Genomic DNA, 15,338 nt, shown 5'->3' with positions numbered 1-15,338 from the left:
AGGTTGGACATCCGGTCAGCTCAACAGTTCAATTTCTACACGTAGTGGTGACAGCGCCTGTTCTTTTGTGGGTTTGTGCCGACCAAAAACAAAACCGGCGAAGCTCCGTGAGGATGCTCCGCCGGTTTTCGTGATGCTGCGAAGTTCAGCGCATCCGCTTAGCGGTTGCCGCCACGTCCGCCGCCATTGCCGCGATTGCCGCTTTGCTGGTTGCCATCATTCTTGTGGCTCATGCGGCCGGCCTCGCGTGCTTCTTCCGAGGTGAACTCGTGGGCATTGCCCGAAGCGTGGGCGGCGCGGCCGCCCTGCGAAGCGATTTCGCGCTGGCGCTGCGGATCCATCGACGCGAAGCCGCGGTTGCTGTTGCCGCCGTTGCCGCTTTGCGAATTGCCGCCGCTGCCGCTCTGCGAATTATTGCCACGGCCGCTCTGCGAATTGCCACGGTTGCCGCCGCCGGATGCGCGGCCGCCTGCCGAGGCGATTTCACGTTGCTGCTGCTGGTCCATGGATGCGAAGCCGCGCTTGCTGTTTCCCTGATTGTTCGATGCCATGATGGTCTCCTTTATCGATGACAGGGTTGGTCGGATTCCCTTCCGGCCATTCGCCCCGCGTCCTGCGTGGCGTTTTCCGGAAGAGGTGAGTTCATCTTAGGCCTGCGGTCGCGGCTGCGGAATAGGACTGCCCGGCCCGGCACTGTAGGACCGGTCCGGCGCATACCGCCGTGCTCAATGCTTCAGCACTGGGCCTGCTGCATCCGCTGGCGGCCAGCCGCCTGCCGGGTCGCGGTGGTCGGCCACGCGCACCACCGACAGCGGGTGCGCAAACTGGATGCCTTCGCGCTGGAAGGCGCGGTAGATGTGCAGCAGGATGTCCTGCTGGGCGTCCATGTGCAGGATGTAGTCCGGACTCTTGAAGTGGTACACCACCTCGAAGTCGAGCGACCAGTCGCCGTAGCGGAAGAAGTGGGCGCGCTCGAAGTCGACATCGCTGCGACCCTTGATGATCTCGCGGATCATGGCCGGGATCGCCGTCACCTGGGCCTCGCTGGTGCCGTAGGCCACGCGCAGCACGAAGGCCACGCGGCGCGAGGCCATGCGCTTGTGGTTGTGGATCCGGCTGCGCAGCAGCTCGCCGTTGGAGAACACGATCTGCTCGCCGCCCAGGCCGCGCAGGCGCGTGGTCTTCAGGCCGATGTACTCGACCGCGCCGAGCGCGTCGCCGACGATGATGAAGTCGCCGATCTCGAAGGGCTTGTCGAGCATGATCGAGAGCGAAGCAAACAGGTCCCCGAGGATGTTCTGGGTGGCCAGGGCTACCGCGATGCCGCCGATGCCCAGGCTCGCCACCAGCGTGGTGATGTTGAAGCCGAAGTTATCCAGCATCATCAGGAAGGCGACGGTCCAGACCACCAGCCGCATCATGAAGAACAGGATGGTGCTGGAGGCCTTGCGCGCGCCGTCGCCGGGCGTGGCGAGCAGCTGGCTGCGCCATCCGCGCAGGGCGGTGTCGCCCCAGATGCCGAGCTGCAGGACCAGACCCGCCACCGCGATGCGCGACACCACCATCCGCCAACTTTCCGGCATCACCAGGAAAATGCTGCCCAGGTAGAGGCCGATCGCCAGCTGCGGGGTGACGAAAGTGCGGCGCAGCATCTTGACCACCAGGTCGTCGAGCCGGGTCACGGTGCGCCGCGACAGGTCGCCCAGGCGGCGCAGGGCGATCATGCGCAGGAAATGCATGGTGGCGGTGGCGCCGATGCAGACACCGATCGCCATCATCCAGTTTTCGAGATCATTATTGTGCAACAAGAATTCCATCCACGACTCCCAACGCATTGCAGCAAAAGGAGCCAGTGTGCGGCTCAGACGGCCAGCGGCGCGCACAATTGACAATGCTCGTGGCTGGCCGATACAGTGGACTCACGACATTACCCAGGCCGCCCGCAGGGCGGCAGCGCATGGCAAAACACACCGTCTCCTGCGGCACCCTGATCGTCAACCCGCGCCGCCAGCTGCTGCTGTGCCACGTCACGCACACGCCGAAATGGGACATCCCGAAGGGCATGCGCGACCCCGGCGAAACCGAGCTGGAAGCAGCAATGCGCGAACTGCGCGAAGAAACCGGGCTGGTATTCGAGGCCGAGCAATTTTGCGAGCTCGGCCCCTTCGCTTACCGCCGCGACAAGCGCCTGCACCTCTATATGCTTGAATCGGGGCCCGCGCTGGACAGCCTGGGGCACCTCCACTGCAGCACCAGCTTCCCGCATCACGTGACGGGTGTGCCGACGCCGGAAATGGATGGTTACCGCTGGGCTACGCGCGAGGAGGTCGGCGGCCTGTGCTGGCCGCGCATGGCGGAAGTGCTGCTGTCGCTCGACTGGTAGGACAGGGCCGGATCAGGCCAGCACTTCCTCGATCGCGGCGGTGGTCGCCGGCTTGGTCAGGTGACGGTCGAAGCCGGCGCGGGCGGTGCGCTCGCGGTCGGCTTCGCCGCCCCAGCCGGTCAGCGCCACCAGGCGTACCCCAGTGTGGCGCGGGTCGCGCCGGATCGCCTCGGCCACCTCGAAGCCGGACATGCCCGGCATGCCCAGGTCGAGGAACACGACCTCTGGCTGGAAGCCGGCCATCATGCGCAGCGCCTGGTGGCCGTCGTTGGCGACCAGGGCCTGGTGCCCGAGCTGGCCCAGCACCGCCGACAGGGTCTCGGCGGCGTCGCGGTTGTCGTCGACCACCAGCACCCGCCGCGCCCGGCGCGCCGCCGGATCGGAAGCGCCGTCTGCCGCGGCAGGAGCCGGCGTTTGCGTGATCGGCTCCGCCAGCGGCAGGCGCACCGTGAACACACTGCCGGAATTGGTGCCGGCGCTGGAGGCGCGCACGCTGCCGCCGTGCAGCTCGACCAGGCTGCGCACCAGCGACAGCCCGATCCCCAGTCCGCCCGCCGCATGGCGGCGGCCTTCGCCGATCTGGGTGAACATCGTGAACACGTCATCCAGCCGTTCCGGATCGATGCCGATGCCGTTGTCCGACACGGCGATCACTGCCTCATTGCCGTCGCGCTCCGCGGCCAGCACGATGCTGCCGCCGCGCGGGGTATAGCGCGCCGCGTTGTTGAGCAGGTTGGACACCACCTGGGTCAGGCGGGTGGCGTCTGCGTCCACCACCAGGGCCTGGTCCGGCGGCGGCAGGTGCAGGTCGAGGTGGTGGCGCTGCGCCTCGATCAGGGGCATGCTGGTCTCGACCGCGGCGGCCAGCACGGTGGCCAGGTCGATGCGCTCGCGCTTGAGCGCGATCTGGCCGCGCGTGATGCGGGCCACGTCCAGCAGGTCGTCGACCAGGTGCACCAGGTGCCCCAACTGGCGGTCCATGATCTCGTGGATGCGCGCCACCGCGGCCGGGTCGTGCGCTTCGTGCCGGATGAACTGCAGGCCGCTGCGCAGCGGGGCCAGCGGGTTGCGCAGTTCGTGGGCGAGGGTGGCGAGGAATTCGGTCTTGATGCGGTTCGCTTCTTCCAGGTCGGACGCCATGCGGCGCAAGGACTCTTCGCTGCTGCGCCGTTCGGTGATGTCGTTGAAGACGACCGCGATCCGGTGCTGCTCGGGCGGGCCGATGCGGGCGGCGTAGACGTCGAACCAGCGGCCCAGGTCGCCCGCCTCGTTCACGAAACGCACCGGGGTGCCGGTCGCGGCGACGCGGCCATAGATCTCGAACCAGTTGCGCTCGTGGCGCGGCGCGATTTCGCGGATGGTGCGCCCGACCGTGTCCGACAATCCGGTCTGCTTGACGAAAGCCGGGTTGGTCTCGAGGAAGCGGTAGTCGCAGGGCTGGCCGGCACTGTCGTACAAGAGCTCGATCACGCACACGCCTTCGTCGATCGAGTCGAACAGGGTGCGGTAGCGCTCCTCGCTCAAGCGCAGCTGCTGCTCGGTCTCGAACTGGCGCGAGGCGTCGATGACCACGCCGCGCACGCGCGGCCGGCCGCCATCCTCCGTCCGCACCACGTTGCCGCGCGCGATCACCCAGCGCCAGCCGCCGCCATGACGGCGCACCCGGAAGGTGGCGTCGTAGGGCACGCCGCGCTCCAGCGCGGCGCCCAGCAGGGCCTGGACCGTGGCCAGGTCGTCGCGGTGGATGGCGTTGAAATAGCGCGCCGCCGGCGCCCCGCCGAGCAGCTCCTCGGGCACGCCGAACAGCGCGCCCATGCGGCTGTCGCCCATCACCCGGTCGGCCTCGACGTCCCAGGACCAGATCGCCAGCTCGGCCGCCGCGATGATCGACTCCAGGCGCGACCTGGCGTCGATCAGGGCCGCTTCGGCGCGGCGCCGCTCGGCGCTCGCCAGGAAGGCGTCGATGTAGAAGCGCAGCTTGGCGCGCAGGATCACGGGCGACAGCGGTTCGCCCAGCACGGCGACCGCACCTGCCTCATACAGGGGCTCGACCGAGGGCATGGCCGCGGCGGGCACGCCGAGCGCCACCACCGGGGTATGCACCGAGCGCCGCGTTGCGCGCACCTGGCGCACGGTCTCGGCCAGCGCTGCCGCGTCACCCGCATAACCCACCAGGATGAGGGCAAAATCCTTGTGGCGCGCCTGCTCCAAACCTTCGCTTGATGAACGCGCGTGCACGACGGTTTCGCCGAGTTCGGCGGCGACCCTGCCCAGCACCGGATCCGGGACCGGGCGCTCGCAGATGAACAGCACGCTGGCGTGGCCAGGCGCCGTCAAGTGTTCCTCCAGCGAGCGGATGCGGGTCTCATGCGTGCGTTCTCCTTGGGTCAGGGCGTCAATCTACGGTCCCGATGCCTTCCTGTCAACGCCCAAGCGCGCAAGCGGCCGGGCTCGCGCCGCGCCTTGGCAATTGCCAGTAGTATTTGCGCAGGGTCCCGCCAGGGGCCAGGCTTCATGCAAGGACAGAGGAGGATTCAGCATGGATAGCGGAGCAAGCACCGCACAATACGAAGTGGCCGACATCATGCGCGGCATCTACGGCGACGGCATCATCGCCTGCCGCGGCGCGTTCAGCCGCGAACTGGTCCAGGAACTGCGGGCCGACATCGACCGCCTGTTCGACGAAGCGCTGGGACGCGAGGGCGGGGCCCTCAACCGCGGCCCCAACCGCTACTACGTCGAGGTGCATCCGGAGCGCCTGCGCTCCTTCGTGGCGATCGCCAGCCATCCATGGGTGCACGCGGTGTGCAGCGCGGTGCTGGGGCCGGAGTGGCGGATCGTGGAAGTGGGTTTCGACGTGCCGGGCCCGGGCGCCATGCACCAGCCCTGGCACCGCGACTTCGCCTCGCCGCCGGAAACGGTGCAGCGCCGGCGCCTCAGTTCGCTCGCCTTCAATCTCACCACGGTCGACGTGACCGAAGACATGGGCCCGTTCGAGATCGCGCCCGGCACCCAATGGGACCTGTACGAGGGCGACCCGATGTTCCCGGACAAGGCGCTGTTCCCGCGCTACGAGGCGCTGGCCCAGCGCAAGCTGCCGAAGGTGGGCGACATCTCGGCCCGTTCGGCGCTGACCATCCACCGCGGCACCGCGAACCGCTCCAACCTGTCACGTCCGGTGCTGGTGGTCGGCGCCGACGCGCCGGACGCGACCAACGCCATCAAGCACGACCTGCAGATGTCGCGCGCCTATTACGAGAGCCTGCCTGACGAGGTGCGGCAGCATCTGAACTGCCGCGTGGTGGACCAGCTCGAGCCGATCTACCAGGCCCACACGATCGAGGGCCTGAAGATGGGTGTCACGATGGGCGGCTAAAAGCCAGGCGCCTCATTCCTTGGACGGAATGCCCTGCGAGGGAACGGGCGTCTTGAGGGCGTCCGGTACGGCGTCGGCGATGCCGTTCTCGGACACCTGGCCGACCCGGCGCGCTTCGTCGGAATGCTGGTCGAGGCTGACTTCTTCGGCGACGTCGAAGCGGCCGTCTTCGGCGCCTTCTTCACCGGGAAGCAGGTTCTCGGAACGCTGGTCCTGGCCGCCGCCCGCGATCGGGTTGCTGCCGGATTTGGATTGGTTGGTCTGGGCTTGGGCCATGCTGTCCTCCTGTTGACGGTTTTTCATGGCCCATTATCGCGCCGGCCCCAAGGGCCGGGCGCACGCTAGTCGCGCCGGTCCCTGGGCGGCAGGTTCTTCTCCACGATGGCCCACACGATCAGCCCGTAGGCCGCCACGCGGATCAGGTAGTGCAGCGGCGAATCCTCGCCGGCCTCGTTCAGCACCGCCGAGTAGATCCGGTGCACTCCCTCGATAAAGAAGGACAGCGCGAAATACAGGAAGAAGCGGTCGCCCGTATTGCGCCAGAAGCGCAGGAAAAACAGGGCGATGGTGAGCGAGGCCATCGAAATCGCGCCGTACATCAGCTGGGTCATCGCTTCACTCCTTCTCGTAGATCAGGCCGTAGAGCAGCAACAGGCAGGCAACCAGGGCGCTGATCAGGCGCAGCGGCATGAAATCGACATTCGGGAACACGATCTTGTCGAAAATCAGGAACAGGTTGTTGAAGGTCATCACGCCGAAGCACAGCGCGCTCCAGAACAGCAGGCGGTAGCGCGTGCGGCGGTAGCTGCCCCAGAGGAGCCAGGTACAGGCAAGCGAGGTCAGCATGCACAAGGTATAGATGAGTTCGCCCATTTAAGTATCCTTACGCAGGCGGAAGGCGTCGGCGAACTGCTGCGCCTTCCGGTCGAGTGTGGAATGGATGAGGTTGGTAACGTCCACCAGGTGACGCGCATACAGTTCGGCCAGGCCGTCGATGCGTTCGCGCAGGACGGCGGAAGCGGGCGCATAGCAATAGCAGTGCTGGTGCGGCGGCGGGCAGGGGGCGGCCATGCCGGAGCGGCACAACTCGTCGAGCAGGCCCTGGGCCGTGCGCTCGCTCGTGTACAGCCGGCTCGCCAGCATCTCGCCGGACCATTGCTGGCCGGCATTGGCGCGCAACAGCAGCAGCGCCTCGAGGAAGGGCACGGAGGGGACGCTCGTCAGGACAAAACGGCGCAAGTCCTCTGAGATCGGGGGACGGATCATTCGCTTCGGGTTGAATTTCCCAAAAGGAATCTTTGGTTGAGAAAGGCAAAAGTGTAACGCATTCTTGCTGGAAATGTATTTTCAATTGTGCGCATGTATTTCTCCGGCTGTGTTTGACGGCCCTCAAGGGCCCTCGGCTACAATGCGCGCTATTGATAGCTTGATTATTCTCAAATGTTACGTGCTCAACTGGCTCGCCTTGCGCGCTTCTCCGTCTTCTGCGCATTGCTGGCCACCGGCCTGGTCCAGGCTGCGGATTGTCCTTCCCACTACCTGGACGGCCGCCCGCCCGAGATCCGCAACCCGAAACTGGGCGCCGCCACACGCGAGCTGTGCTACAGCGAATTCGGGGTGATGCACTCGGGCGTGACCCGCACCGCCCTATGGTCGGCCGAGCACCTGGCCCCCGGCCAGCTGGAAGCGGCCCAGGGTTTGGACCGCGACAACGCTTTCCATCCCGAGCCGCGCCTGCCGCGCGGCCAGCGCGCCGAACTCGCGGACTACGCTCGCAGCGGCTTCGACCGCGGCCACCTGGCGCCGAATGGCGACATGCCCGACCGCCGCGCCCAGCGCGAGAGCTTTTCGCTCGCCAACATGGTCCCGCAGGACCGCGAGCACAACCGCCACATCTGGGCACCGATCGAGGGCGCGGTGCGCAAGATGGCGAAGAAGGAGGGCTCGCTGTACGTGATCACGGGGCCCGCCTTCCTGGGCAGCAGCCTGCGCAAGGTCGGCAACGTGATCGTGCCGAGCCACCTGTACAAGGTGGTGTACAGTCCCCGCCAGAGGGCCGCCGCCGCCTGGTTCGTCGAGAACCGGGCCGACGCGCCGATCCAGGTGATTCCGGTCGCCGAGCTGGAGCGCATCATCGGCATCGAACTGCTGCCTTCCTTGAGCCAGCAGCAGAAGGAGCGCATGCTCGCGCTGCCGAAGATCCGCCAGGGCAAGAGCCGCAACCGGGACCGCTACTGAACCGCGGAGAAGACATGAGCAAGAAGAAAAGCTTTACCCCCTTTGCCAACGAGGCCGACGTGCTCGAGATCGGCGACCTGATGCTTGAGAACCGCCTCGACCGCATCACCATCTCGGGCGACCTCGACATTACTGCCGACAAGGCCGGGCTGGAAGCGGCGCGCCGTCTGCACGCGCAGCTCGGCGAGGTAGTCGCGGCCCTCGAAGCGCGCGAGCTGCCGGACCGTCTGCCGCCACCCGAGGTCAAGACCGTCGACAATCCTTTCTCCTAAGATTTCTCCGTCCGCATAGCGCACGTGCCGCCCGTCAAGGGTGTGCGCCGCCTCCACCGTTTGGAGTAGTCTGACCTGCTCGCATATGCGATACGAGGAGGCGGCAGATGTCCAGCAATACCCACGCATCCACGGGCCAGGACGGCCTGCGGATTCCCGTGATCGAGGAACAGCTTGCAGTCGGTACCCGCACCGTCGAGACGGGCCGCGGGGTACGCATCCACAAGACCGTGTCCGAGCAGCCGGTGACCATCGACGAGCGCCTGCTGCGCGACGAGGTGGAGGTCCGGCGGGTCGCGGTCGATCGCGTGGTGGCGGCAGATGAAACGCCCGCCCCACGCTACGAGGGCGACGTCCTGGTCGTTCCCGTACTCGAGGAAGTGCTGGTGGTCGAACGCCGCCTGCGCATCAAGGAAGAACTGCACATCACCCGCATCCAGCGCGAGGAGCGCTACCTCGACACCGTCCCGCTCAAGGCGGAACGCGTCGAGGTGGAACGCTTCGACGACGCCGGTGCGCCGCCTTCGCCATGACAACCATAGTTTCGGAGGTTTGACCATGCAACATACGCTAGTAGCTGTCTTCGACAACCGTACCGACGCCCAGAGCGCCCTGGACGAACTGCTTGCCTCGGGCTTTTCCCGCAACGACGTGCGCCTCTCCGGCGGCGACGCCGGCAGCGCTTCCGCTTCGAGCGCCGATGACGACATCGGCATCGGCGGCGGCATCAAGAGTTTCTTCAGCAACCTGTTCGGCACCGACAATAGCGAGCATGCAAACCGCTACGAAGGCGCCTTGACACGCGGCCAGCACGTGGTGACCCTCACCGCCGATTCGCTGCCGGAAGTCGAGCGCGCGGCCGACCTGATCGAACGTTTCGGGCCGACCGACATCGACGAGCATTCGGACGGCGTCGGCACGGCGGGCGCCGGCGCACTGCTCACGGGCAGCAGCAGCGGCATGGGTTCGCAGTCGATGTCGGCGCAGTCGTCCTCGCTGCAATCGGGATCGCAGCAAGGCCTGTCGAGTGGCGCTTCGCTGCAACGCGACACCGCGATGGAAACCGGCCGCACCGGCGCCAACATCGCCGGCACCCAATCGATTCCTGTGGTGGAAGAGCAGCTGAAGGTCGGCAAGCGCGAAGTACAGCGCGGCGGCGTACGCATTTTCTCGCGCGTCGTCGAGACCCCGGTCAATGAAACCGTCGGCCTGCGCGAGGAACACGTCGACGTCCAGCGCCGTACGGTGGACCAGCCGATCAGCCCCGCGGACGCCACCGCCTTCAAGGAGCAGACCATCGAAATGCGCGAGACCGCCGAGGAAGCGGTGGTCGAGAAGTCCGCCCGCATCGTCGAGGAAGTTACCATCGGCAAGCAGGTGAACGAGCGCCAGGAACAGATCACCGATACGCTGCGCCATACCGAAGTTGATGTGCAGCGCCTTGGCGGCGCGCAGTCGGACCTGCGCGACGACGACAGCTATTTCCGCAGCCACTTCACCAGCAACTATGGAAGCTCCGGGGCTTCCTACGATGACTATGCACCGGCCTACAGCTACGGCTCGCAGATGGCCAGCAGCGGGCGCTACACCGGGCGCCAGTGGGACGACGTCGAATCCGACCTGCGCACCGACTGGGACAGCCGCTACGGCAGCGGCGGCCAGTCGACCTGGGAAAAGATGAAGGCAGCGGTGCGTCACGGCTGGGACCGCATGACAGGCGAGACCAGCAGCAGCGGCCGCACGTACTGAGCGGCTTTGCGTAGCGAAAACGGCGCCTGCGGGCGCCGTTTTCATATCGTTCCCACTGTCCGGTCAGCCGCGCGCGGTTACTGTCGCGATTGGAGTAATCTCGTTTCGTGCATGCGCGCACCAGCAGCTTCGCAGCCCGATTGCGCGCGCCGACCATTACCAAAACGGAGGAACGACCATGCAACATACTCTTGTAGCCGTGTTCGACAACCGGACCGACGCACAAAATGCGATGAACGAGTTGACGTCCTCGGGCTTTTCGCGCGACGAGGTCAAGCTTTCCAACGCCGATCCGACCGGCATGACTGACAGCGTCACCGGCAGCAGCGCCACCACCGATACCGACACCCTGGCCGACGGGACCGGCGCCAGCATCGGCGCCAGCATCAAGCATTTCTTCACCGACCTGTTCGGCGCCGACAACAGCACTCACGCCAGCAAGTACGAAGGCGCGGTCACCCGCGGCCACCATGTGCTCACCGTGCGCGCCGATTCGCTGCCGGAAGTCGAACGCGCCGCCGACATCGTCGAGCGCTACGGCCCGACCGACATCGACGAGCAGGCATCCGGGACCGATACCGGCATCGGCGCGATGGGCGCGGGCGGCGGCCTGTCCGAATCGATGCGCATGAGCGGCGCCGGCGGCATGCAGCAGTCCGCGCAGATGTCGGCGCAGTCCGGCACCGGATCCAGCCAGGGGGGCGGCACCACCAGCACGGGCGCCGCGATCGCATCCACTCCTGTCGGCGCCAGCATGGGGGCAGGGGCGGGACCGGGCTCGATCCAGCAGCTCGACAACCCGGGCGACCGCAAACTGTTCCAGCAGCAGTCGCTGAACCAGGCCGAGCCGATGGGCACCACCTACCAGGAGCCCCAGGGCAAGAGCGGCCTGACCGCGACCGGGGGCACCTCGCTCCAGGCCTCGACCCTGCAAGAGAACTCGGTGCAGGCTTCCGCGCTCGAAGGTACCCAGAGCGACCGTGGCCTGCATAGCTCGGGCATCCAGGGCGGCACCCTGCAAGGCTCCTCGCTGGAAGGCTCGGCCCTCCAGGGGGGCGCCGGCGGCTCGATGCAGCGCGACACGGCCATGGGTTCGGGCTCGGCTTCCTCGAGCTACTCGGAAAGCCAGCGCGGCAAGTCGCGCATCTACTCGCGCTCGGCCGACAGCGGCAGCGGCCTGTCGATCGGCAGCAATTTCTTCGGCGACGATGACGATTATTACCGCAACCACTTCCTCGCCAACTACAGTGGCGACGACTACGACAGCGTCAAGCCGGCCTATGCCTACGGTTCCGAAATGGCGCGCAGCGATAAATACCGCGGCCGCAAGTGGGACGAGGTCGAGAACGACCTGCAAAGCGACTGGAGCGCCCGCAACGCCGGCGCGGCCGCCGGCGCCACCTGGGAAAAAATGAAAGCCGCCGTGCGCCGCGGCTGGGACCGCATGACCAGCGACGATGACGACACCATCTACCGCAGCCACTTCAGCAGCACCTACGGCAGCGCCGACGGTACCTACGACGAGTACAAGCCGGCCTATTCCTATGGCTCGGAAATGGCGATGAACGACCGCTTCCGCGGCCGCAAGTGGGACGATGTCGAAAACGACCTGCGCAGCGACTGGAGCAGCCGCAGCGGCAGCACCGCCGGCGACACCTGGGAAAAGATGAAGGCCGCCGTGCGCCGAGGCTGGGATCGCATGACCCTCGACCGCGATGACGACAGCTATTATCGCAGCCACTACGACAGCAATCTGAGCAGCACCGGGATCGACTACGACAGCGCCAAGCCGGCATATTCGTATGGGTCGGAGATGCGCAAGAGCGAGATGTACCGCAACCGTCCATGGGACGACATCGAGGGCGACCTGGCGCGCGGCTGGGATTCCCGTGTCACCGGCACCACCGGCACCTCCGGCGTGTCCTCCAGCGCCACCGGCGCCGGCGCGGGTGCAGCCGTGGGCGGCGCCTGGGACAAGATGAAGTCCGCCGTCCGTCATGGCTGGGACCGCATGACCGACGACGATGACGACGACCGCGAATACCGCAGCCACTGGAACGCCACCTACAGCACCGCGACCGGCGCCGGCAGCTACGACGAGTACAAGCCGGCCTATTCCTACGGTTCCGAAATGGCGCGCAACGAGAAGTACCGCGGCCGCCAATGGGGCGAGGTCGAGAACGACCTGCGCAGCGACTGGGACAGCCGCTACGGCAGCGGCGACCAGTCGAGCTGGGAAAAGATGAAGTCGGCCGTGCGCCACGGCTGGGATCGCATGACTTCGTAATCCTTGTGCGCCGCCGATAAGGCGGCCATACGAAAATCGGCGCCCGCGGGCGCCGATTTCATTTCGATACCTATCGAAGCGTCAGCTCATTCGGCGAAAGCCTGCGCCGCCGGCGTGATCTTCACCGCCTCCGGCTTGATGCCCAGCTTCATCGAACCGACCTGCTGGTCCTCGTCCAGCAGCGCCTGCGGCTTCTTGGCGTCATAGGCGATCGGCGAGAAGGCGTCGCTCACCAGCTTGTCCTTCATTCCCGCCGCGTCCTTGGTGATGATCACCACCGACAGGTTCTTGCTCGACAAGTGCTTCTTGATCGCCGCGTTGACGTCGTTCACGGTCAGCTTGGCCAGGGCATCACGCATCATGCGCGTGAATTCCGGCGTGCGGTACCACTGGGCGTCCAGCGCATAGCCGAGCTGCTGGTCCTGGGTTGCGGTCATGACGAACACGTTCTTCATCAGGTAGCCGCGGGTGGTCTCGAAGTCCGCCTGCGACAGGCCGTTCGCGATCATCTTGTCCAGCTCGAACAGGGCCGCGCGCAGGGCGAAGTGGCCGTTCTGCGGTGCCACCGGGCGGATCCAGACTTCGAACAGCTGCGCCTTGCGGCCCAGGTTCGGGTTCGGGAAGAACTGGAACATCCCGCGCGGGAAGGCTTCGATGTAGGCGTAATCGCCGTAGTTCATGCCGCGCTCCTCGCGGATGCGCTGGTACAGGCGCGCGCTCGAGGCGCGGTGTTCGCCGAGCCAGGTCTTGGCCATCCACAGGGCGGCGAAGTCCGGGTGCGAACGGGTCACGACCAAAGGCAGGCCGAAGGAAATCGCGGTCGCGCGGGTGTTCTTCTCGATGATCTCGACGTCCAGCCCGTTCGGCATGCGGCCGCGAATGGCTTGCGTGGCCGCGAGGCCGGCGCCACCCGGCAGGCGCGCCAGCGCGCTCTTGAGCGAAGCGACCATCTTGTCCGACACGTCACCCGAGATGCCGACCCGCACCGCGCCCTGCTGATAAGCCTGGCGGTAGAAGTTCTTCACATCGTCCAGGGTGATCGACTCGATGCCTTTCACCGTGCCGAGCACCGGATGGCCGTAGGGCGTGCCGGCGAACACATTGGTCTGCAGCCGCTCCTTGCCGAATTCCTCTTCGTTGTTGTCCTTCAGGTCGAGCACCAGCGCGTTCTTCTGGGCGTCCTTCAGGCGGCGGAAGTCTTCCTCGCGGAAGCCCGGGTCCACCAGCAGCGGCAGGGCGATGCCGAGGTACTGGTCCCAGTTGTCCTTGTGGGTCGAACCGGTGAAGGTGGTCATTTCCTTGTCGGTCTGCTCGCTGAAGCTGCCGGCCAGCGGGAACAGGGCCTTGGTCACTTCATCGATCTTGCGCTCGCGCGAGCCGCTCGACGCCACCATGGCTGCGGTGAGCGCCGCCAGGCCTTCCTTGCCCTGCGGGTCGTGCGCCGAACCGGCCGCGAACAGCAGCTTGAAGCGGATCTGCGGCAGCGCCGACTTCTGCACCAGCACGTCGAAGTTCGCGTCCTTCGCCTTCGGGGTCAGGTCGGCCAGCTTCGGCAGCGTGCCGACGGCCGCCGGCAAGGCCTCATGCGACAGGGTGGTGACCACCATCGAGTCGTCCACCAGATACTTGCGCGCGGCAGCCTGCAGGTCGCCAGGGGTGAGGCTGTCGACCACGCGGTAGTAGCTGTTCAGGGTGTCGTAGGAACGATTGAAGTGGACGTACGAGGCCAGGGTCGAGGCGATCGCTTCGGTATTGTCGAGCGAGCGGATCAGGCCATATTTATTGGCCGACTTGGCGTCCGCCAGCGCACTGGCCGTCACCGGCTCGTCGCGCAGCTTCGCGACTGTCTCCATGATGGCGTCGCGCACGTAGACGGCGTCCGTCGGCTTCTTGACGCGGGCGCCGATGGTGGCCAGGTTCGGATCGACGCGGTTCGGCACGAAGTCGAACAGCTGGTCGACCTTCTGCTCGTCCTGCACCAGGCGCTTGTACAGCGGCGAGGTACGGCCGAAGGAGAGCGACAGCAGCATCGACAGGGCCGCCTGGTCCTTCTGGGTTTCCGAGAAGGCGGGAGAGCGGAAGGCCACCGTCACCAGCGGCAGGGTCGGGGTCGGCCAGTTGACGTGGCGGTACTGGGCGCCCTTGGCGGCCGGCTCGACCGGAACGTTCGACTTGAAGCTGCCGCGCTTCCAGGAGCCCCAGTATTTTTCCACCATCGCCACCGCCTTGCCTGGGTCGACGTCGCCGGCGATGATCACGGTGGTGCGCTCCGGACGGTACCAGCGGTCGAAGAAGACCTTCGAATACTCGTACTGGTTCGGCATGTCCTCGATGTCCTTCAGGAAGCCCATCGTGGTGTGGCGGTAGGTGTGGGTCGAGAACGCGGCTTCGCGCTGGACCTCGAACAGCTTCTGCATCGGATTCGCGCTGTTCTTGTTGTATTCGCCGAGCACGGCGCGCGATTCGGTCTTGAAGGCTTCGATCGGATATGACAGGTGCTGGAAGCGGTCGGCTTCGACCTTCAGCACGGTGTCCAGGTCTTCCTTGGCGAAAGTGGTGTAGTAGTTGGTGAGGTCGTCGCTGGTGTAGGCGTTCTGGCGCGCGCCGGCCTTGGTGATGATTTCCTGGTACTTCTCCGGCGGGTAGCTCGGGGTGCCGCGGAACATCATGTGCTCGAAGAAGTGGGCGAAGCCCGACTTGCCCGGCTCGACTTCGTTGCGCGAACCGGTCTGCACCGGGATGTGCACCGAGACCAGGTTCGGGAAGCCGGTCGGCACCACGATCACCTTCAGGCCGTTCGGCAGCGTTTTCTCGGTGGCTTTGAAAGGCAGCACGTCGCCGCCGGCGGCTTTTGCCGTGGCAGGCTTGGCGGCCGGGGCGGCGCTGGCTGGCGCCGCGAATGCGAGCAGGGCGGCCGTCGCGAGCAGGGTGCGCGACAGTGAGGATATCAACACGTTCTCTCCTTTTTGGAATATTGCTATCCGCAAAGGATAGATTATTCGACAAGGAAAGAACAGGACAATCAGGTATGCA

At 66.1% G+C, this 15,338-nt stretch carries 15 protein-coding genes; 7 read left to right on the top strand and 8 right to left on the bottom strand.

What is annotated here, in order from left to right; genetic code table 11:
- Window positions 1-158 precede the first annotated feature (158 nt).
- Together GV068_RS09040 and GV068_RS09035 are read right to left on the bottom strand one after the other, a co-directional pair.
- Window positions 159-551 carry a KGG domain-containing protein gene (locus tag GV068_RS09040; RefSeq protein ID WP_201303264.1) on the bottom strand — a complete coding sequence of 131 codons (393 nt, stop codon included), beginning with the start codon at window positions 549-551 and terminating at the stop codon, window positions 159-161.
- A gap of 174 nt (window positions 552-725) precedes the next feature.
- A complete protein-coding gene (locus tag GV068_RS09035) occupies window positions 726-1,817 on the bottom strand; it encodes a mechanosensitive ion channel family protein (protein ID WP_159697005.1) in 1,092 nt (363 codons plus the stop codon).
- Between the two features lie 140 nt (window positions 1,818-1,957).
- Here GV068_RS09035 and GV068_RS09030 point away from each other — a divergent pair, with 140 nt between their 5' ends.
- Window positions 1,958-2,383: an NUDIX hydrolase gene (locus tag GV068_RS09030; RefSeq protein WP_159697004.1), complete on the top strand. Its 426-nt coding sequence runs from the start codon at window positions 1,958-1,960 to the stop codon at window positions 2,381-2,383.
- A gap of 12 nt (window positions 2,384-2,395) precedes the next feature.
- On the opposite strand, the gene GV068_RS09025 is transcribed toward GV068_RS09030, so the two are convergent.
- Window positions 2,396-4,720: an ATP-binding protein gene (locus GV068_RS09025; RefSeq protein WP_159697003.1), complete on the bottom strand. Its 2,325-nt coding sequence runs from the start codon at window positions 4,718-4,720 to the stop codon at window positions 2,396-2,398.
- A 202-nt stretch (window positions 4,721-4,922) separates the two neighbouring features.
- On the opposite strand from GV068_RS09025, the gene GV068_RS09020 reads away from it, so the two are divergent.
- Entirely contained in the window at window positions 4,923-5,759 is an 837-nt protein-coding gene (locus GV068_RS09020) for a phytanoyl-CoA dioxygenase family protein (protein ID WP_159697002.1), read from the top strand.
- Window positions 5,760-5,771: 12 nt separating this feature from the next.
- Here GV068_RS09020 and GV068_RS09015 read toward each other — a convergent pair whose 3' ends face one another.
- From GV068_RS09015 to GV068_RS09000, 4 genes are all read right to left on the bottom strand, one after another.
- A complete protein-coding gene (locus GV068_RS09015; RefSeq protein WP_159697001.1) occupies window positions 5,772-6,035 on the bottom strand; it encodes a hypothetical protein in 264 nt (87 codons plus the stop codon).
- 65 nt (window positions 6,036-6,100) lie between these two features.
- Window positions 6,101-6,370 (bottom strand): DUF5985 family protein, encoded by a 270-nt coding sequence (locus GV068_RS09010; protein WP_159697000.1) that lies wholly within the window; start codon window positions 6,368-6,370, stop codon window positions 6,101-6,103.
- Between the two features lie 4 nt (window positions 6,371-6,374).
- A complete protein-coding gene (locus tag GV068_RS09005) occupies window positions 6,375-6,632 on the bottom strand; it encodes a DUF5985 family protein (protein WP_159696999.1) in 258 nt (85 codons plus the stop codon).
- Window positions 6,633-6,998: a hypothetical protein gene (locus tag GV068_RS09000; protein ID WP_229463939.1), complete on the bottom strand. Its 366-nt coding sequence runs from the start codon at window positions 6,996-6,998 to the stop codon at window positions 6,633-6,635.
- 201 nt (window positions 6,999-7,199) lie between these two features.
- On the opposite strand from GV068_RS09000, the gene GV068_RS08995 reads away from it, so the two are divergent.
- From GV068_RS08995 to GV068_RS08975, 5 genes are all read left to right on the top strand, one after another.
- On the top strand, window positions 7,200-7,997 hold the full coding sequence (locus tag GV068_RS08995; RefSeq protein ID WP_159696997.1) for a DNA/RNA non-specific endonuclease: 798 nt from the start codon (window positions 7,200-7,202) through the stop codon (window positions 7,995-7,997).
- Between the two features lie 14 nt (window positions 7,998-8,011).
- The gene (locus GV068_RS08990) at window positions 8,012-8,269 is read left to right on the top strand and encodes a hypothetical protein (protein WP_159696996.1); all 258 of its coding nucleotides are present in this window, start codon (window positions 8,012-8,014) and stop codon (window positions 8,267-8,269) included.
- A gap of 107 nt (window positions 8,270-8,376) precedes the next feature.
- Entirely contained in the window at window positions 8,377-8,802 is a 426-nt protein-coding gene (locus GV068_RS08985; protein WP_229463937.1) for a DUF2382 domain-containing protein, read from the top strand.
- A gap of 25 nt (window positions 8,803-8,827) precedes the next feature.
- A complete protein-coding gene (locus tag GV068_RS08980; RefSeq protein WP_159696995.1) occupies window positions 8,828-10,018 on the top strand; it encodes a YsnF/AvaK domain-containing protein in 1,191 nt (396 codons plus the stop codon).
- 178 nt (window positions 10,019-10,196) lie between these two features.
- Window positions 10,197-12,305 (top strand): hypothetical protein, encoded by a 2,109-nt coding sequence (locus GV068_RS08975; RefSeq protein WP_159696994.1) that lies wholly within the window; start codon window positions 10,197-10,199, stop codon window positions 12,303-12,305.
- Between the two features lie 86 nt (window positions 12,306-12,391).
- Here GV068_RS08975 and GV068_RS08970 read toward each other — a convergent pair whose 3' ends face one another.
- Window positions 12,392-15,259 carry a pitrilysin family protein gene (locus tag GV068_RS08970; protein ID WP_159696993.1) on the bottom strand — a complete coding sequence of 956 codons (2,868 nt, stop codon included), beginning with the start codon at window positions 15,257-15,259 and terminating at the stop codon, window positions 12,392-12,394.
- Window positions 15,260-15,338 lie beyond the last annotated feature (79 nt).

Source organism: Massilia sp. 9I (genome assembly GCF_902506415.1).
Classification (GTDB): Bacteria; Pseudomonadota; Gammaproteobacteria; order Burkholderiales; family Burkholderiaceae_D; genus Telluria.
This window is presented reverse-complemented; position numbering and strand designations above follow the sequence as displayed.